Origin of the sequence: Rothia kristinae NBRC 15354, from assembly GCF_001570865.1 — a bacterium.
GTDB lineage: Bacteria > Actinomycetota > Actinomycetes > Actinomycetales > Micrococcaceae > Rothia > Rothia kristinae.
Genome location: NZ_BCSM01000003.1, coordinates 16,715 through 34,593, shown reverse-complemented (window position 1 = coordinate 34,593; position 17,879 = coordinate 16,715). Strand labels below are relative to the sequence as shown.

The window sequence follows — 17,879 nt, the reverse complement described above, 5'->3', positions numbered from 1 at the left end:
GCGCCCCATCGGGGTGCGGGCGCGAGCCGTCGCAAGTCCTCGGTAGTGGCCTCCGGACACCCGCCCCTCATCCACGCGGATGAGGCGGCGCACCGTCCGTGGGCCTCGATCGAAGGCTTGGAAGCTCCCCCGCACCCGACGATGGGCCTCGCCCGCGCGAGCATCATCCATCGAAGGAAAGGAAGGTGACCCATGGAGGGTCCCGAGATCCAGTTCGCAGAAGCCGTCATCGACAACGGCAGGTTCGGCCAGCGCACCGTGCGCTTCGAGACCGGCCGGCTGGCCCAGCAGGCCGCCGGCTCCACCCTGGTGTCCATCGACGACGACACCACCATGCTCTCCGCCACCTCCGTGGGCAAGCACCCGCGTGAGGGCTTCGACTTCTTCCCGCTGACGGTGGACGTCGAGGAGCGCATGTACGCCGCCGGGCGCATCCCCGGCTCCTTCTTCCGCCGCGAGGGCCGCCCGTCCACCGACGCGATCCTCGCCTGCCGCCTGATCGACCGCCCGCTGCGCCCGGCCTTCGGCAAGGGCATCCGCAACGAGGTCCAGGTGGTCGTGACCGTCCTGAGCATCGACCCGGACGAGATCTACAACACCGTGGCCATCAACGCCGCGTCCATGTCCACCACGCTGTCCGGCGTGCCCTTCCAGGGCCCGGTCGGCGGGGTGCGCATCGCCCTGATCGACGGCCAGTGGGTCGCGTTCCCCAAGCACTCCCAGCTGGCCGACGCCGTGTTCGACATGGCCGTGGCCGGGCGCATCGTCACCAAGGCCGACGGCACCCAGGACGTCGCGATCATGATGGTCGAGGCCGAGGCCACCGACGAGTCCTGGAACCTCATCCAGGACGGCGCCCAGGCGCCCACCGAGGAGATCGTCGCCGAGGGCCTGGAGGCCGCCAAGCCCTTCATCAAGGCCCTGTGCGAGGCCCAGGCGGACCTGGCCTCCCGCGCCGGCAAGCCCGCGATGGACCTGCCCCGCTTCGGCGGGTACGGCGACGACATCGCCGCGGCCGTGGAGTCCTACACCGAGCAGATCCGCGAGGTCTACTCGATCGCCGGCAAGCAGGAGCGCGAGCAGGCCTCCGCGGATCTGCAGCAGCGGATCCAGGAGGAGCTGGCCGGTGAGGGCAAGGAGTACGAGGAGCGCCTGGATGAGGTCAACGGCGCCTTCAACGCCCTGACCAAGAAGATCGTGCGCCAGCGCATCCTCACCGACCAGGTCCGCATCGACGGGCGCGGGCTGACCGACATCCGCCAGCTCACCGCCGAGGTCGAGGTCCTGCCGCGCGTGCACGGCTCCGCGATCTTCGAGCGCGGGGAGACCCAGATCATGGGTGTGACCACGCTGAACATGCTCAAGCTCGAGCAGACCATCGACTCCCTGTCCCCGGTCAAGGTCAAGCGCTACATCCACCACTACAACTTCCCGCCGTACTCCACCGGCGAGACCGGCCGCGTGGGCTCCCCGAAGCGGCGCGAGATCGGCCACGGCGCCCTGGCGGAGCGGGCCATCACCCCGGTGCTGCCCTCCCGCGAGGAGTTCCCCTACGCGATCCGCCAGGTCTCCGAGGCGCTGGGCTCCAACGGCTCCACCTCCATGGGCTCGGTGTGCGCCTCGACCCTGTCCCTGCTCAACGCCGGTGTGCCGCTGCGCGCCCCGGTGGCCGGCATCGCCATGGGCCTGGTCTCCGACGAGGTCGAGGGCCAGACCCGCTACGCGGCGCTGACCGACATCCTCGGCGCGGAGGACGCCCTGGGCGACATGGACTTCAAGGTCGCCGGCACCAAGGACTTCGTGACCGCGATCCAGCTGGACACCAAGCTGGACGGGATCCCCGCCTCCGTGCTGGGTGCGGCCCTGAAGCAGGCCCGCGAGGCGCGCCTGCACATCCTGGACGTGCTGACCGCGGCGATCTCCGAGCCGGATGAGATGAGCGAGTTCGCCCCGCGCATCATCACCGTGCACATCCCCGTGTCCAAGATCGGCGAGGTCATCGGGCCCAAGGGCAAGATGATCAACCAGATCCAGGAGGACACCGGCGCGGACATCACCGTGGAGGACGACGGCACGATCTACATCGGCGCCGTGGACGGCCCCTCGGCCGACGCCGCCCGCTCCGCGATCAACGCGATCGCCAACCCGCAGGTCCCCGAGGTGGGGGAGCGGTACCTGGGCACCGTGGTCAAGACCACGACCTTCGGCGCCTTCGTGTCCCTGACCCCCGGCAAGGACGGCCTGCTGCACATCTCCGAGCTGCGCAAGCTCAACGACGGCCAGCGCGTGAACGACGTCGAGGACGTCGTCTCCGTGGGCCAGAAGGTCCAGGTGGAGATCACCAAGGTCGACGACCGCGGCAAGCTCTCCCTGGCCCCGGTCGTCCTGGATGAGGACGAGCAGGAGGGGGACGAGCAGTAGCTCGCCCGCCCGCCGGCACCGGCCCCGGTCCGCGCGCTGAGCCCAGCGCCGCGGCCCGGGGCCGTTGCACGCCCGCACCCCGCACCATCCCCGCCCCACCACCGAGAGGATTCCCACCCGTGCCCTTCGATCTGCCCCTTGACGCCGCCTCGCTGACCCAGGAGCGCGCGCACCGCACCGGCCGCCTCGTCTGGGCCGGACAGGGCGGCAACGAGGTCCGCCGCTCCGTGCTGCCCGGCGGGGTCCGGGTGATCACCGAGCGGATGCCCGGTCAGCGCAGCGTGGCGGTGGGCTACTGGGTGGGCGTCGGCTCCCGGGACGAGCGCCCCGGGATGCTCGGCTCCACGCACTTCCTGGAGCACCTGCTGTTCAAGGGCACCCGCACCCGCTCCGCCCTGGACATCGCGCAGGCCTTCGACGCGGTGGGCGGGGAGTCCAACGCCCTGACGGCCAAGGAGCACACCTGCTACTACGCCCACGTGCTCGGGGAGGACGCGCCGATGGCCGCGGAGGTCATCGCGGACATGACGGCCGCCGCCGTCCTGGATCCGCGGGAGATGGAGCAGGAGCGCGGGGTGATCCTGGAGGAGCTGGCCATGGACCAGGACGACCCGATGGATGTGGCCTTCGAGCGGTTCACCGGGCAGGTCATGGGCGAGCACCCCCTGGGCCGGCCCATCGGCGGCACCCCGGAGGAGATCCGGGCGGTGGCCCGGGACGCCGTGGCCGAGCACTACCGCCGCCACTACACCCCGGATCGCCTGGTCGTCTCCGCGGCGGGGAACCTGGAGCACGGGGAGTTCGTCGGCTGGGTGCAGCGGGCCCTGACCGAGGCCGGCTGGGACCTCAGCGACGCCGCCGCCCTCCCGGCAGCGCGCCGGGTGCGCCGCCCCGCCGCGCTATCCCCGCTGCTGGGCACCGAGACCGTGCGCCGCGACGTCGAGCAGGCGCACGTGCTGGTGGGCTCCACCGGGCTGATCGCAGGGCATGAGCAGCGCTTCGCGATGTCCGTGCTCAACGCCGCCCTGGGCGGGGGCATGTCCTCCCGGCTGTTCCAGGAGATCCGGGAGCGCCGGGGCCTAGCCTACTCCACGTTCTCCTACGCGGGCTCCTTCTCCGACGCCGGGTACTTCGGCCTGTACGCCGGGTGCGCCCCGGCCAAGGCGGAGCAGGTGCGCGCCCTGATGCGCGCGGAGCTGGAGCGGCTGGCCGAGCACGGCATCGGCGAGGCCGAGCTGGCGAAGGTCGCCGGGCAGCTGGGCGGGTCCACGGTGCTGGGCAGCGAGGACGTGGCCTCGCGCATGTTCCGGCTGGGCCGCTCCGAACTGGACACCGGCCGGTTCCTGCCCCTGGACGAGCTGCTGGACGAGCTGCGCGCGGTGACCGCCGAGCAGGTGCAGGCCCTCGCCGCGGACCTGGCGGAGCGCCCGACCGTGACCACCCTGGTGATGCCCTCCGGCGCCTAAGACCCGCCGGTCTCCCGCTGCAGGTCCGTCTGCGCCGTCTTGACCGCATCCGCGATGGTCTGGGCGTAGAGCCGCTGGCCCTCCGGCTGCGGGTGCACCCCGTCGGAGACCAGCAGCTCGGGTTTGCCGTCGGAGGCCTTCGCCCAGTCCGCCACCTCGATGCGCGGCTGCTTCGCGGCGGCCTCGCGCTCCACGTCGTTGGACTGATCCACCCAGGTGAGGTTCTCCGGGGCCTGGCCGGTGACCAGCACGATCTGGCGGACCTGCCCGGCCTCGGCGATGTCGGTGAGCTGCTGGATGTCATCCGGGGTGATCGCGGAGTTGGTGGACAGGGAGATCACCACGATCCGGCGCAGCTGCCCGGACTTCTGCTCCTCGCGCAGCAGCTGGATCCCGGCGTCGATGGTGCGGGAGACCTTCGCGTCGATGGCGATTCCGGGCAGCTTCTCCTGCAGGGCCTGGGCGGAGGCCAGGGTCACCGAGTCCCCGATCATCGTTACGTCCTGCCCGCCCGGGGCCGGGTGGTACGCGCCGTCCTTCTCCTCCTTCCCACCTGCTGAGGCGGAAGCCGATGCCGACGCCGACGGCGAGGCCGAGGCGCTGGGGGAGGGCTGGATGCTCAGCTGCTGCTCGCCCTCGGCCACCACCCGCTCGGCCTCGGTCTGCTCGGGGGCCTGGACGCAGGCCACCGCGGTGCCGGCCACCAGCAGACCCGCAGCCCCCAGGGCGGCGGCGGTGGCCCAGCGGCGTCGACCCGGGAAGCCCAGATTCGCCAGCAGGTCCCGGGAGGCCCCGAGGAAGCCGCGGCGGCGCACGGGGTTCTCCAGGAAGCGGTAGGAGGCCGCGGCCACCGCCGTGGTCAGCACCAGCACGACGATCCCGCGCGCGGTGGCGGAGGCCTGCGGGGCGGCGTAGTGGGCCAGGACCATCAGCGGCCAGTGCCACAGGTACAGCCCGTAGGAGCGCCGCCCGATCCACACCAGCGGCGGCAGGCTCAGCAGCCGCCGCAGCCACTCCGCACCCAGCCCCCGCACATCCGGCAGCAGCGCCTGGATCAGCCCCAGCCCCAGCAGGGACGCGCTCAGCAGGCCCCACGGGAACAGCACCCCGGGGTGCTCCTCACTGAGCAGGCGCGCCGCGACCGGCAGCAGGGCCAGGCTCGCCCAGCCCACCAGGATCCGCGCGGCGTTGCGTCCGGGGGAGTAGGCCGCGTCCAGCCGGGGGATCCGGTAGCCGGGCTTCGGCGGGTACATGGACCAGGGGATCAGCAGGGCCAGGCACGCCCCGAGCATCAGTCCGAAGGCGTGGGTGTCCAGGCCGTAGTACACCCGGTCGGCGCTTCCGGTGACCCAGAACAGCACGAGCATCGCCAGCAGGGAGGCCGCGGCCAGCGCCGCGGGCACCAGGCGCCGACGCCGCCAGGTGTCCGCCAGCAGGCAGGTCAGCACCAGCAGCACCGGCCAGGCCAGGTAGAACTGCTCCTCCACGCCCAGGGACCAGAAGTTGGTGAACACCTCGGGGTTGGTGTCCCGGAAGTAGCCGTTGCCCGCGGCGATGTTGGTCCAGTTGGCGGTGTACGTCAGGGCGCCGAGCACCTGGCGGCGCAGCTGCACCGCGGCGTCCCCGCCCACCAGCCAGGCCAGGCAGGAGCACACCAGCACGCACAGCACCATCGCCGGGACCAGCCGGCGCAGCCGGCGCATCCAGAACTGCGGCAGATGCATCTTCCGGGTGTAGGCGGCCTCGCGCAGCAGCAGCGCGGTGATGAGGTACCCGGAGATCACGAAGAACAGGTCCACCCCGATCAGCCCGCCGGGCAGCGCCTGGGGCCACAGGTGGAACACGACGACGCCGATCACCGCCAGGGCCCGCAGGCCATCCAGGCCGCGCAGCACGAACCGGGGATCTCCTGCCTGCGGCGGCACCGGGGTGGAGAAGGGGTTCGGGTTGTGCATCGGGGAAGGACGTCCTGACTGGGGGAGGGGTGAAAGCGATCGTGACCATCGTAGTCGCCGGGTCCGCCCCGCGCGGGCAGCCGCGCCACCGTGACGCGCCGGCCCCTGACGGAAGCGCTGCAGCGCCGAGCCCGGCCCGCGCCCGCTGCGGGGGCGCGGCGGCACGATAGGCTGGCGGACATGACTGAGCGAATCACCGTGGCCGTGCTGGGCGCGGCCGGACGCATGGGCTCCCAGGCCGTCACCGTCATCGAGCAGGCCCCGGACCTGCAGCTGGTAGCCGCCCTCGGCTCGGGGGACTCCCTCGAGGAGCTGATTGAGGCCGCCCCCGAGGTCGTCGTGGACCTCACCGTCCCGCAGGCCACCGAGGACAACGTCGCCTTCGCCGTGGACCACGGCATGCACGCGGTGGTCGGCACCACCGGGTGGGATGCGGCCAAGCTCTCCGCGCTGCGCGAGCGCCTGGTCGCCCACCCCGAGCTCGGGGTGCTGGTGGCGCCGAACTTCGCGATCGGGGCGGTGCTGGCCGAGCGCTTCGCCGCGGTCGCCGCCCGCTACTTCGACTCCGCCGAGGTCGTGGAGCTGCACCACCCGGATAAGCTCGACGCGCCCTCCGGCACCGCCCGGCACACCGCCGAGGCCATCGCCGCCGCCCGCGAGCAGGCAGGCCTCGGCCCCGTGCCCGACGCCACCGCCAGCGATCCCGACGGGGCGCGCGGGGCCGTGGTGGACGGCATCCACGTGCACGCGGTGCGCCTGCGCGGACTCGTCGCCCACGAGGAGATCCTCCTGGGGGATCCCGGCCAGCAGCTCACGATCCGCCACGACTCCTTCGACCGGGCCTCCTTCATGCCCGGGGTGCTCCTGGGTATCCGGAAGGTCCGCGAGGTTCCGGGCCTGACCCACGGGCTCGACGGCTTCCTGGACCTGGACTGAGCCGGGCGGGCACCCCCTCGTGAGATCCCTGCGCGCCTTCACGGCCCTGGCCTGCCTGCTGCTGCTGGGCACCGTCTGGCTGCTGCCCCTGCCCGCCGCCACCCGCCTGGGCATCACCGTGGTCCTCGTCCTGTGCGGGGTCTTCGTCCTCGTGGACTCCACCGGCAAGGGCCGCACCTTCGCCGCGATCACCGTCGCCCTGCTGGTCCTGTACCTGGGGGTCACCGCCCAGCGCGGGGTGCTGCTGCTGCGCGGGGACGGCGGGATCCCCGGGATCCTGCTCGGCGTCGGCATGATCCTGCTGCCCGCACTCGGCGCGTGGGCCCTGGTGCGCGAGGTGCTGTTCGGGGTGCGCGTGCAGCGTCTGGGGCAGCGCCTCGGGAGGGAGGGCGGGCTGCCCGATCAGCCGCCGCGCACCGCCTCCGGGCGGATCGACCGGGAGGCCGCCGACGCCGCCTTCCCCGCCCGCCGCGCCGAGGTCGAGCGGGAGCCGGAGGACTGGAGGGCCTGGTTCCGCCTGGCCCTGGCCTACGACGCCGCCGGGGACCGCAAGCGCGCCCGCCGGGCCATGCGCGACGCTGTCGCCCTGGACCGGGGACGCCCCGCCCACCACCTGGCCGACGGCGAAGGATAGCCCCGGTGCGGTACCGTGGGAGCATGTCTGCGTCACCGGTGGAGTCCTCCCCCGAGCCCCAGCCCGTCTTCGGCCGCCTCCTGACGGCCATGGTCACCCCGTTCGCCGCGGACGGCTCCGTGGACGAGCAGGCCACCGCCGCGCTCGCGGCGGAGCTGGTGGACCGCGGCAACGACGGCCTGGTCGTGTGCGGGACCACCGGCGAGTACTCCACCATGACCGATGAGGAGAACGCCCGCGTCTTCCGCATCGTCAAGGAGGCCGTGGGGGATCGGGCCAGCGTCGTCGCCGGCGTCGGCTCCAACGACACCGCGCACACCCTGCACCTGGCCGAGCTGGCCGAGGGCGTCGGGGTGGACGGGCTGCTGGTGGTCACCCCCTACTACAACAAGCCCACCCAGGCCGGGCTGCGGGCGCACTTCTCCACCGTGGCCGACGCCGTGCACACCCCCGTGATGCTCTACGACATCCCCGGGCGCGCCGGCATCCCCATCGCCCCGGACACCTACCGGGCGCTGGCCGAGCACCCCAACATCGTGGCCGTGAAGGACGCCAAGGCGGACTTCGCCGCGGCCACCGAGGTCATGGCCACCACGGACCTGCAGTACTACTCCGGGGACGACGGGCTGACCCTGCCCTGGATGGCGCTGGGCGCCGTCGGGCTCGTCGGGGTCACCACCCACGTGGTCCCGGAGGCCTTCCGCGCGCTGATCGACGCGATCGTCGCCGGGGATCTGGCCACCGCCCAGCGCGTGCACCGACAGCTGCACCCCGTGGTCACCGCGACCATGACCCGGGTGCCCGGGGCCGTGGCCGCCAAGACCATCCTGGCCTGGCAGGGCCGGCTCGCCTCCGACGCCGTGCGCCTGCCGCACGTGGGCCCCACCGAGGAGGAGGTCGCCCGCATGCGCGCGGACCTGGCCGACTCCCCGGCCGCAGACACCCTGCGCTGAGGCGCAGACCGGACAGACCATCCATCGACCCGGCGTCGATGACATCCCCGGGCCGCCGAGCCGCCACGGCGTCGGCCGCCCCGCAACCGAACGAAAGGGGTCCCATGACCCAGATCCAGTACGACCTCCCCAAGCCGCCCAAGCTCGGCCGAGACACCCTGCGCGTGATGCCGCTGGGCGGGCTCGGCGAGGTCGGGCGCAACATGACCGTCTACGAGCTCAACGGCAAGCTGCTGATCGTGGACTGCGGGGTGCTCTTCCCCGAGGAGACCCAGCCCGGCGTGGACCTGATCCTCCCGGACCTCAGCCACATCCTGGACCGCCTGGACGACGTCGTCGCCATGGTCCTGACCCACGGGCACGAGGACCACATCGGCGCCGTGCCGTATCTGCTCAAGCGCCGCCCGGACATCCCCATCATCGGCTCGCAGCTGACCCTCGCCCTGGTCGAGGCCAAGCTGCAGGAGCACCGCATCAAGGCCAAGTCCCTCGCGGTGGTCGCCGGGGACGTGGAGGACCTCAAGCCCTTCGAGTGCGAGTTCGTGGCCGTGAACCACTCCATCCCGGATGCGCTCGCGGTGTTCATCCGCACCACGGCCGGCACCGTGCTGCACACCGGCGACTTCAAGATGGACCAGCTGCCCCTGGACGGGCGGATCACGGACCTGCGCCACTTCTCCCGCCTGGGCGAGGAGGGCGTGGACCTGTTCCTGCCGGATTCCACCAACGCCGAGGTCCCCGGCTTCACCCCCACGGAGAAGAACATCGGCGGGGTGCTCTCCTCGATCTTCCGGGACGCGCCCAAGCGGATCATCGTCGCCTCGTTCTCCTCGCACGTGCACCGCGTGCAGCAGGTCATCGACGCCGCCGCCGAGCACGGGCGCAAGGTGGCCCTGGTGGGCCGCTCGATGGTGCGCAACATGACCATCGCGGAGAAGCTGGGCTATCTGCAGGTGCCCAAGAACACGCTGATCGATCTCAAGGACGTCGAGCGGTACCGCGACGACGAGGTTGTGCTCATGTGCACCGGGTCCCAGGGAGAGCCGATGGCGGCCCTGTCCCGCATGGCCTCAGGGGACCACCGGGTGCAGATCGAGGAGGGGGACACCATCATCCTGGCCTCCTCGCTGATCCCCGGCAACGAGAACAGCGTCTTCCGGATCATCAACGGCCTGCTCAAGCTCGGCGCCAACGTGATCCACAAGGGCAACGCCAAGGTGCACGTCTCCGGGCACGCCGCCGCCGGGGAGCTGCTGTACTGCTACAACATCCTCGAGCCCGAGTACGTCATGCCGGTGCACGGCGAGGTCCGCCACCTGATCGCCAACGGCAAGCTCGCGGTGCAGACCGGCGTGCCGGAGGAGAACGTGCTGCTCGGGGAGTCCGGGATCGTCGTGGACATGAAGGACCACCGGGCCAAGATCGTCGGGGCCGTGGAGTGCGGCTACGTGTACGTGGACGGCAAGTCCGTCGGCGAGATCACCGACCAGGACCTCAAGGACCGCCGCACCCTCGGCGAGGAGGGCTTCGTCTCGATCATCACCGTGGTGGACCGCCGGTCCAAGCGCGTGGTGGCCGGCCCGGACATCCACGCCCGCGGCGTCGCGGAGGACGACTCCGTGTTCAAGTCCATCACCCCCAAGATCTCCTCCGCCCTGGAGGAGGCCCTCAAGGAGGGCGGCAAAGCGCCGAGCAACCACCAGCTGCAGCAGGTGGTGCGCCGGACCATGGGACAGTGGATCGCCCGGAAGCTGCGCCGCAAGCCCATGATCATCCCGGTGGTCGTGGAGGCCGGCAAGGACAAGTAGGAAGCCCCCGGGCCCGCGCCCAACGGTGCGGACCCGCGGTCGTGATGCGGGACCCGGACCCGCGCATCCCCTGAGACGGGGGTGCGCGGGTCCGGGTCCCGCGCGCATGAACTACCCTTGGAGGATATGGCGCCTCGAACTTCCCCCTCCGCGACCTCCGGCTCCAAGGGATCCTCCCGCTCCGCGAAGACCTCCGCGACGAAGACCGGCCGCGGCCGCTCCGGCTCCCGCGCACCCCAGCAGACCGGCCCCCGCCCCAACCCCCTGGTGCGGGCGCTCAGCGCCGCCTGGCTGGGCCTGGCCCACCTCGTCGGCGGGGCCGTGCGGCGCATGGGCACCCTGCGCACCGAGCTGGACCCGCAGGACCGGCGCGACGGCGGCGCCCTGCTGATGCTGCTGCTGGCCCTGATCACCGCCGCCGTCGAGTGGTGGAACCTCGCCGGGGCCTCCTCCCAGGCCATCGCCTGGCCGGCCGGGGCCTGGCACGCCGTGGTCGCCGGGACCTTCGGGCTGATGGCCCTGCTCGCCCCCGTCCTGCTGGGCGGATTCAGCCTGCGCGCCTTCCGCCACCCCACCGAGATGCGCGCCAACAACCGCATCGCCGTCGGGCTGCTGCTGATGATGATCTCCGGCTCCGCGGTCTTCGACCTCGCCGCGGGCTCGCCGACCACCCACGACGGGCTGCTGGCGATCCGCGAGGCCGGCGGCGTCGTGGGCCTGCTGGCCGGGGGCACCGTGGCCAAGCTGCTCACCGTGCCCGGGGCGTGGACCCTGCACGTGCTGCTGCTGATCATCTCCCTGCTGATCATCACCGCGACCCCCGTGCGCCAGATCATCCCGCGGCTGCGCGCCGGCCTGACCCGGCTGCTCGGGGAGCGGCCCGAGCGCCCCGGGGCCGACGAGCACGACCGCTCCTATCTGGACGGCCCCTACGTCGAGGACGCCCCGAGCACGCGCCGGGGCCGCCGGAAGAAGGGCAGGGACCGCTCCCGCCCGACCCCGGCCCTGGACTCCTACGAGGCGGATGAGCCCTACACCCGGGCGGTGGTGGACCGGGAGGAGACCGGAGCCTCCCCGGAGGCCGATTCGACGCAGCCGCAGGGTTCGCGCCGGAAGCGGAAGAAGTCCGAGCTGTTCGACCTCGGCAAGTTCAACCGCGCCCGCGCCGCCCAGGAGCAGCCCATCGAGACCGCCGAGACCGGGCCGATCCTGCGCGACCCCTTCGGCGAGCAGGAGGAGGCCACCCGGGTGCTGCGGGATCGGGACGCGGGCGCCCCCGACGCCGAGGACGCCGGGGCCGTGGACCCCGACGCCACCCAGGTGCTGGAGGACGATCAGGCCCACACCGCCCCGGCCCGAGGCTCCTCGCACCGCGCCGCGCAGCGCGGGGCCCGCCGGGGTGTCTCGGCCTCCGCGGGCGACGCCGCCCCGGCAGCCGGGGCGGCCGCGGCCCCCGCCGGAGCCGCGACCCCGGAGGCCCCGGCCGAACACCCGGAGCACCCCGCCCAGGACGTCTCCCCGCTCATCGAGCGCGCCGAACCCGCCGAGCCCGCGGACCTCGGCGCGGGGACCGAGGCCGCCGCGGGGGAGCAGATCCCGCGGGCCCACCCCCAGCGCGGGGCCGCCCGGGAGACCGCGCTGGCCACCACCGATTACGTCCTGCCCCGCCAGTCCCTGCTCGTGCAGGGACCCCCGGCCAAGGAGCGCTCCGAGGTCAACGACGCCGTCGTGGCCTCCCTGACCGACGTGCTCGAGCAGTTCAGCGTCGACGCGGAGGTCACCGGCTTCTCCCGCGGCCCCACGGTCACCCGCTACGAGATCGAGCTGGGCCCGGGCACGAAGGTCGAGCAGGTCACCCGCCTGTCCAAGAACATCGCCTACGCGGTGGCCAGCGCGGACGTGCGCATCCTCTCTCCGATCCCGGGCAAGTCCGCGATCGGCATCGAGATCCCCAATACGGACCGGGAGACCGTGGCCCTGGGCGATGTGCTGCGCTCCGGGAAGGCCCACGCCTCCCCGCACCCGATGGTCATGGGCGTGGGCAAGGACGTGGAGGGCGGCTACGTCGTTGCCAACCTCGCCAAGATGCCGCACATGCTGGTGGCCGGGGCCACCGGGGCGGGCAAGTCCTCCTTCGTCAACTCCATGATCACCTCGATCCTCATGCGTGCGACCCCGGACGAGGTCCGCCTGATCATGGTGGACCCCAAGCGCGTGGAGCTGACCGCCTACGAGGGCGTGCCGCACCTGATCACCCCGATCATCACCAACCCGAAGAAGGCCTCCGAGGCCCTGCAGTGGGTGGTCAAGGAGATGGACGCCCGCTACGACGACCTCTCCCACTTCGGGTTCAAGCACATCGACGACTTCAACCGCGCGGTGCGCGAAGGCCGTGTGCAGCCCGAGCCCGGCTCCAAGCGCACCATCCGGCCCTACCCGTACCTGCTGGTCATCGTGGATGAGCTGGCGGACCTGATGATGGTCGCCCCGCGGGACGTGGAGGACGCGATCGTGCGCATCACCCAGCTGGCCCGTGCGGCCGGGATCCACCTGGTGCTGGCCACCCAGCGGCCCTCCGTGGACGTGGTCACCGGGTTGATCAAGGCCAACGTGCCCTCCCGCATGGCCTTCGCGACCTCCTCCGCGACCGACTCCCGGGTGGTCCTGGATCAGACGGGTGCTGAGACGCTGATCGGGCAGGGCGATGCGCTGTTCCTGCCGATGGGCGCCTCCAAGCCGATGCGCGTGCAGGGCGCGTGGGTCTCCGAATCCGAGATCCACGACGTCGTCGCCCACGTCAAGACGCAGATGCCGGTCAACTACCGGCCCGACGTCACCCAGGAGGCCCCGAAGAAGACCATCGACGAGGACATCGGGGACGACCTGGACGTGCTGCTGCAGGCCGCGGAGCTGGTCATCAACACCCAGTTCGGCTCCACCTCGATGCTGCAGCGCAAGCTGCGGGTGGGCTTCGCGAAGGCCGGGCGGCTGATGGACCTGCTGGAGTCCCGGGAGATCGTCGGGCCCTCGGAGGGATCCAAGGCCCGGGACGTGCTCGTGGCCCCGGATGACCTGCCGGCCGCCCTGGCCCGCATCCAGGGCCAGGAGCCCCCGGCCGCCCCTGCCGCGTCCGCGCCCGCGGACCTCGTGGGAGAATCGCAGCAGGAACCCGCCCGGGACTGGCAGGACGACGCCGAGTCCGCGGACTCCGAGGATGCCTGGCAGCTGACCGGGCGCTGATCGCCGCGGGGCCGCCGGGCCCCGCGGCACAGGAAGAGGGAAGGGACACCGATGAGCACCGCGCCGACCGGCGAGCCGAAGCCGTCCAACTGGAACCTGCCGAATGCGCTGACGACCGTGCGCATCCTCCTGGTTCCCTTCTTCATCTGGTTCCTGTGGGCCGGCGGCCCGTGGGGCGCGGACGCCCTGGGGATGCGCTGGGCCGCCGTCGTCGTGTTCGGCGTCGCGATGTACACGGACAAGCTGGACGGGGACCTGGCCCGCTCCCGCAACCTGATCACCGACTACGGCAAGATCGCGGACCCGATCGCGGACAAGCTGCTGACGGGCTCGGCCTTCGTGGTGCTCTCGCTGCTGGGGGAGCTGTGGTGGTGGGTCACGATCGTGATCCTCGTGCGCGAATGGGGGATCACCCTGATGCGCTTCGCGGTCCTGCGCTACGGGGTCATGCCGGCGTCGAAGGGCGGCAAGCTCAAGACGGTGCTGCAGACCATCGCCCTGGTCCTGCTCATCCTTCCGCTGGGCGCCCTGGGCACCGGCTGGCTGGTGCCCGGGTGGATCGTGATGGGCGCGGCCCTGGTGGTCACCGTGGTGACGGGGCTGGACTACGTGGTCCAGGCCGCGCGCCTGCGCCGCCGCGCCCTGTCCTCCGGGGGTGCGGCCCGATGAGCCCGCACGCGGGCCAGCCCGGGCCGGGCCGCACCCAGGAGCAGGCCGTGCGGCTGCTGCGCGAGCGGGGCCATAGCGTGGCCACGGCCGAATCCCTGACCGCCGGGCTGATCAGCGCGAGCCTGGCCGAGGTGCCGGGGGCCTCCGCGGTGCTGCGCGGCGGCGTCGTCTCCTACGCCGCCGAGGTCAAGGAGGCGCTGCTGGGGGTGGACCCGGAGCTGATCGCCTCGCGCGGCACGGTGGATCCCGACGTCGCCCGGGCGATGGCCCGCGGCGCCCGCCGGGCCTGCGCCGCGGACTGGGGGATCTCCGCCACCGGAGCGGCCGGGCCGGAGCCGCACGACGGCAAGCCCGTCGGCACGGTGTACCTGGGGATCGCGGGCCCGGCGGAGGCCGAGACGGTCCTCGAGCTGCACCTGACCGGGGATCGTGAGCGCATCCGGACCGAGAGCGCCCGGCGGGCCCTGGAGACCCTGGTGGAGCAGCTGAGCCGCGGACGGTGACCGAACGGTGACCTGTTGTTCACCGATCTGCCAGGTTACTCCCAGGTCCCTGCCCGGCGCGGGGGGAATGAACGCACAGGTGAGGCGGTTGTAGTGGGTGATGACGGACCGGCAGGACCGGCCACTGCGTGGGCACCCGCCGCAGGCGGAGCCCCGAGGAACCACCCGGAGGACCCGGTCGGACCGTCGTTCGCTTCGAGTAGGGAGATAGGCAAGACCATGACCAAGCAGCCCGTGTCCGTCAACGGCGTCGTCCGCTGGAAGGACGTCAGCCGCCCCGAGACCGCTACCCCCGCCCACCAGGAGCCCAAGATGATCGTCCTGCGCCACGAGATTGGCGAGGTGCTGCGCGACGTCCGCCAGCGCCAGAACCGCACCCTGCGCGAGGTCTCCCACAGCGCCCGCGTGTCCCTCGGCTACCTCAGCGAGGTCGAGCGCGGCCAGAAGGAGGCCTCGTCCGAGCTGCTCGCCTCGATCTGCAGCGCCCTGGACATCCCCCTGTCCCAGATGCTGCGCGAGGTGGCCGACCGGGTCGCCGCCGGCGAGGGCCTGCGCATCCCGGACACCGTGCCCACCGAGTTCGACGAGGAGTTCCGCCGCGAGTACGGCGCCGGGGCCACCGGCACCAAGGATCTGCCGGGCGCGCCGCGTCCGCGTCCAATCGCGCACTGATCCGCCGCACCCTGCCGAGGCCCGCGCCGAGCACCGGCGGGAGGCGGCAGCCCGCCGGCCCGGCCCGCAGCCTGAGGACCCCGCGTCCGCACCCCACCTTCGGGGTGCGGATGCGGGGTTCTCGCGCGGACGGGCACCGGACAGCGGGCCCAGCTCGGCGGGCACCGCGCGGGCGCGATCTCAGGAAGGAGGAGGGATGAAGCTCTCGGAGTTCTGGCGCTCCATGGAGGAGGAGTTCGGCCGCGGTTACGCGCGCGTCGTCGCCGCCCAGACGGTGCTCGACGCCGCCGGGAACCGCACCGCCGAGGAGGCCCTGGCCGCGGGGATGAAGCCCCTGGCCGTCTGGCAGGCCGTGTGCCGCCAGCACGACCTGCCCGAGGACCGCTGGCTCGGGGCGGATCCGGGCGAGCCCCGCTGAGGCGAAGCCCGGCATCTCGCGGGGCGCCGGCGGCCGGTGTTCGAGCGCCGAAGCGCGTTCGAAGGGGTGTTCGAAGATCTGTTCGGACTGCGTTACACTGGCTGCAGAGGAGGCGCGGTCACCGCCCGGCGCGTCCCCGGCCCACCGGGACCCGGACCCGGGCTCCCGTTATCCACAGAGCGGGCGAGCCCCCCTTCGATCTGTCAGTCGGGGCCGTTACCGTGAGGATCGAACCGCAGGACCAACCACCGTCGCACCGGAACCGGCGCGGCGATCAGAATCGAGGAGACCATGGCTGCCAAAGCACGCAACAACGCCCCGGTGTCCCGGGCCACCGGCTCGGACCGGGAGAAGGCCCTGGAGTCCGTGCTCGCCCAGATCGACAAGAACTACGGCAAGGGCTCCGTCATGCGCCTGGGGGACCGGGAAGCCGTGAAGACGGAGACCGTCTCCACCGGCGCCCTGTCCCTGGACGTCGCCCTGGGCATCGGCGGCCTGCCGCGCGGGCGCGTCGTGGAGATCTACGGCCCGGAGTCCTCCGGTAAGACCACGGTCGCCCTGCACGCGGTGGCCAACGCCCAGAAGAACGGGGGGATCGCTGCGTTCATCGATGCGGAGCACGCCCTGGACCCGGTCTACGCGGAGAAGCTCGGCGTGGACACGGATGCCCTGCTGGTCTCCCAGCCGGACACCGGCGAGCAGGCCCTGGAGATCATGGACATGCTCGTGGGCTCCGGCTCCATCGACATCATCGTCGTGGACTCCGTGGCCGCCCTGACCCCGCGCGCGGAGATCGAGGGCGAGATGGGCGACTCCCACGTGGGTCTGCAGGCCCGCCTGATGTCCCAGGCGCTGCGCAAGATCACCGGGCGCCTGTCCCAGACCGGCACCACCGCGATCTTCATCAACCAGCTGCGCGAGAAGATCGGCGTGTTCTTCGGCTCCCCGGAGACCACCACCGGCGGCAAGGCGCTGAAGTTCTACGCCTCGGTGCGCATCGACATCCGTCGCATCGAGACCCTGAAGGACGGGGCCAACCCCATCGGCTCGCGGACCAAGGCCAAGATCGTGAAGAACAAGATGGCCCCGCCGTTCAAGCAGGCCGAGTTCGACATCCTCTACGGGGAGGGCATCTCCGTGGAGGGCGGCATCATCGACATGGCCGTGGAGTCCGGGATCGTCAAGAAGTCCGGCGCCTGGTTCACCTACGAGGGGGACCAGCTGGGCCAGGGCAAGGAGAACGCCCGCCGCTTCCTCAAGGACAACCCCGAGCTGGCCGAGGAGATCCAGCACAAGACGCTGATCAAGGCCGGGATCATCGACGCCGAGGAGGGCGAGGAGTCCCAGGAGGCTCCCGCGGGCGTCGGCGCGGGGATCGACGAGCTGGGTGATGACCCGCTGGACGCCCTGCCCGAGAACTTCTGATGAGCGATTCCAGCCCGCACGGCCGACGTCGCGGACCCGTCACGGGCCGCGGCGTCGGCCGTCGGCGCACCGGACGCAGCCTGGGCGCTCCCGCAGCAGCCCCGGTCTCCTCGACGCCGTCCTCAGGGCCGAACACCGGGGACGGGCGGAGGGACGCGGGGCGGCCTCCAGCCGAGGGATCGGCCCCGCGCACCCCGGAGGAGGCGGAATACGCCCGGGCCAAGGAGATCCTGCTGCGCCAGCTCACCGCCGCCGCCCGCTCCCGCGCCCAGCTGGCGCAGAAGCTCGCGGAGAAGGAGATCTCCGAGGAGACGGCCACCCGCATCCTGGACCGCTACGAGGATCTCGGTCTGATCGACGACGCCGAATACGCCGCGATGTACGTGCGCAGCCGCTCCGCCAGCAGGAAGCTCGCCCGCCCGGCCCTGCGCCGGGAGCTCGCGCAGAAGGGCATAGACCCGGAGACCGCCGAGCGGGCCCTGACCCAGCGCACCGAGGAGGAGGAGCGCGAGGACGCCCGCGCGCTGGTGCGCCGTCGGCTGCGCCCCGAGCGGGACCTGGACGACCCGGCCCAGCGGGAGAAGGCCCTGCGTCGGCTGGTCGCGATGCTGGCCCGCCGAGGCTACGCCCCCGGCGCGGCCTTCGAGATCGTGCGCACGGTCATGGCCGAGCACGGGGAGACGGGTCTGGAGGAGCCACCGGGGCTGGCCTGACCCGGGCCGGTGGACTTGATCCGGCACGTCCCGGCGCCCGCGGCGGTCTTGTACCCTGGCACAGTG

14 protein-coding genes are annotated in these 17,879 nt (G+C 72.3%); 13 read left to right on the top strand and 1 reads right to left on the bottom strand.

Features of this window, described 5'->3' with window-relative positions; translation table 11 throughout:
• The first annotated feature begins 192 nt into the window (after window positions 1-192).
• The gene (locus KKR01S_RS02580; RefSeq protein WP_061225239.1) at window positions 193-2,421 is read left to right on the top strand and encodes a polyribonucleotide nucleotidyltransferase; all 2,229 of its coding nucleotides are present in this window, start codon (window positions 193-195) and stop codon (window positions 2,419-2,421) included.
• Window positions 2,422-2,540: 119 nt separating this feature from the next.
• Window positions 2,541-3,887 carry a M16 family metallopeptidase gene (locus KKR01S_RS02575; protein WP_061225238.1) on the top strand — a complete coding sequence of 449 codons (1,347 nt, stop codon included), beginning with the start codon at window positions 2,541-2,543 and terminating at the stop codon, window positions 3,885-3,887.
• Here the strand turns inward: KKR01S_RS02575 and KKR01S_RS02570 are convergent.
• Window positions 3,884-5,842: an acyltransferase family protein gene (locus KKR01S_RS02570; RefSeq protein ID WP_058731619.1), complete on the bottom strand. Its 1,959-nt coding sequence runs from the start codon at window positions 5,840-5,842 to the stop codon at window positions 3,884-3,886. The two genes, KKR01S_RS02575 and KKR01S_RS02570, sit on opposite strands and share 4 nt — an antisense overlap.
• Before the next feature lie 180 nt (window positions 5,843-6,022).
• Between KKR01S_RS02570 and dapB the strand changes: the two genes are divergently transcribed.
• From dapB to KKR01S_RS02515, 11 genes are all read left to right on the top strand, one after another.
• Window positions 6,023-6,778 (top strand): 4-hydroxy-tetrahydrodipicolinate reductase, encoded by a 756-nt coding sequence (gene dapB / locus KKR01S_RS02565; protein WP_061225237.1) that lies wholly within the window; start codon window positions 6,023-6,025, stop codon window positions 6,776-6,778.
• Window positions 6,779-6,797: 19 nt separating this feature from the next.
• Window positions 6,798-7,412, top strand: coding sequence for a tetratricopeptide repeat protein (locus KKR01S_RS02560; protein WP_061225236.1), 615 nt, complete (start codon window positions 6,798-6,800; stop codon window positions 7,410-7,412).
• A gap of 23 nt (window positions 7,413-7,435) precedes the next feature.
• A complete protein-coding gene (gene dapA / locus KKR01S_RS02555; RefSeq protein WP_058731837.1) occupies window positions 7,436-8,365 on the top strand; it encodes a 4-hydroxy-tetrahydrodipicolinate synthase in 930 nt (309 codons plus the stop codon).
• Window positions 8,366-8,469: 104 nt separating this feature from the next.
• The gene (locus tag KKR01S_RS02550) at window positions 8,470-10,173 is read left to right on the top strand and encodes a ribonuclease J (protein WP_058743681.1); all 1,704 of its coding nucleotides are present in this window, start codon (window positions 8,470-8,472) and stop codon (window positions 10,171-10,173) included.
• A gap of 126 nt (window positions 10,174-10,299) precedes the next feature.
• On the top strand, window positions 10,300-13,413 hold the full coding sequence (locus KKR01S_RS02545; protein WP_061225235.1) for an FtsK/SpoIIIE family DNA translocase: 3,114 nt from the start codon (window positions 10,300-10,302) through the stop codon (window positions 13,411-13,413).
• A 51-nt stretch (window positions 13,414-13,464) separates the two neighbouring features.
• Window positions 13,465-14,082, top strand: coding sequence for a CDP-alcohol phosphatidyltransferase family protein (locus KKR01S_RS02540; RefSeq protein ID WP_058730813.1), 618 nt, complete (start codon window positions 13,465-13,467; stop codon window positions 14,080-14,082).
• On the top strand, window positions 14,079-14,585 hold the full coding sequence (locus tag KKR01S_RS02535; protein ID WP_061225234.1) for a CinA family protein: 507 nt from the start codon (window positions 14,079-14,081) through the stop codon (window positions 14,583-14,585). The genes KKR01S_RS02540 and KKR01S_RS02535 overlap by 4 nt, the downstream gene beginning before the upstream one ends.
• Window positions 14,586-14,804: 219 nt before the next feature.
• On the top strand, window positions 14,805-15,257 hold the full coding sequence (locus KKR01S_RS02530; RefSeq protein WP_081046235.1) for a helix-turn-helix domain-containing protein: 453 nt from the start codon (window positions 14,805-14,807) through the stop codon (window positions 15,255-15,257).
• Window positions 15,258-15,453: 196 nt separating this feature from the next.
• Window positions 15,454-15,675, top strand: a complete 222-nt coding sequence (locus KKR01S_RS02525; protein ID WP_061225233.1) for a DUF3046 domain-containing protein — start codon at window positions 15,454-15,456, stop codon at window positions 15,673-15,675.
• A 291-nt stretch (window positions 15,676-15,966) separates the two neighbouring features.
• Window positions 15,967-17,100, top strand: coding sequence for a recombinase RecA (recA, locus tag KKR01S_RS02520; RefSeq protein ID WP_061225232.1), 1,134 nt, complete (start codon window positions 15,967-15,969; stop codon window positions 17,098-17,100).
• A complete protein-coding gene (locus tag KKR01S_RS02515) occupies window positions 17,100-17,813 on the top strand; it encodes a regulatory protein RecX (protein WP_081046234.1) in 714 nt (237 codons plus the stop codon). The genes recA and KKR01S_RS02515 overlap by 1 nt, the downstream gene beginning before the upstream one ends.
• Window positions 17,814-17,879: the final 66 nt, after the last annotated feature.

What these genes read in the sequence shown, in the direction of transcription:
- dapA (WP_058731837.1), top strand. Translation starts at nt 7,436, where the DNA reads ATGTCTGCGTCACCGGTGGAGTCCTCCCCCGAGCCCCAGCCCGTCTTC.
- KKR01S_RS02540 (WP_058730813.1), top strand. Translation starts at nt 13,465, where the DNA reads ATGAGCACCGCGCCGACCGGCGAGCCGAAGCCGTCCAACTGGAACCTG.
- KKR01S_RS02570 (WP_058731619.1), bottom strand. Translation starts at nt 5,842, where the DNA reads ATGCACAACCCGAACCCCTTCTCCACCCCGGTGCCGCCGCAGGCAGGA.
- KKR01S_RS02515 (WP_081046234.1), top strand. Translation starts at nt 17,100, where the DNA reads ATGAGCGATTCCAGCCCGCACGGCCGACGTCGCGGACCCGTCACGGGC.
- KKR01S_RS02580 (WP_061225239.1), top strand. Translation starts at nt 193, where the DNA reads ATGGAGGGTCCCGAGATCCAGTTCGCAGAAGCCGTCATCGACAACGGC.
- KKR01S_RS02550 (WP_058743681.1), top strand. Translation starts at nt 8,470, where the DNA reads ATGACCCAGATCCAGTACGACCTCCCCAAGCCGCCCAAGCTCGGCCGA.
- dapB (WP_061225237.1), top strand. Translation starts at nt 6,023, where the DNA reads ATGACTGAGCGAATCACCGTGGCCGTGCTGGGCGCGGCCGGACGCATG.
- KKR01S_RS02525 (WP_061225233.1), top strand. Translation starts at nt 15,454, where the DNA reads ATGAAGCTCTCGGAGTTCTGGCGCTCCATGGAGGAGGAGTTCGGCCGC.
- recA (WP_061225232.1), top strand. Translation starts at nt 15,967, where the DNA reads ATGGCTGCCAAAGCACGCAACAACGCCCCGGTGTCCCGGGCCACCGGC.
- KKR01S_RS02535 (WP_061225234.1), top strand. Translation starts at nt 14,079, where the DNA reads ATGAGCCCGCACGCGGGCCAGCCCGGGCCGGGCCGCACCCAGGAGCAG.
- KKR01S_RS02530 (WP_081046235.1), top strand. Translation starts at nt 14,805, where the DNA reads ATGACCAAGCAGCCCGTGTCCGTCAACGGCGTCGTCCGCTGGAAGGAC.
- KKR01S_RS02545 (WP_061225235.1), top strand. Translation starts at nt 10,300, where the DNA reads ATGGCGCCTCGAACTTCCCCCTCCGCGACCTCCGGCTCCAAGGGATCC.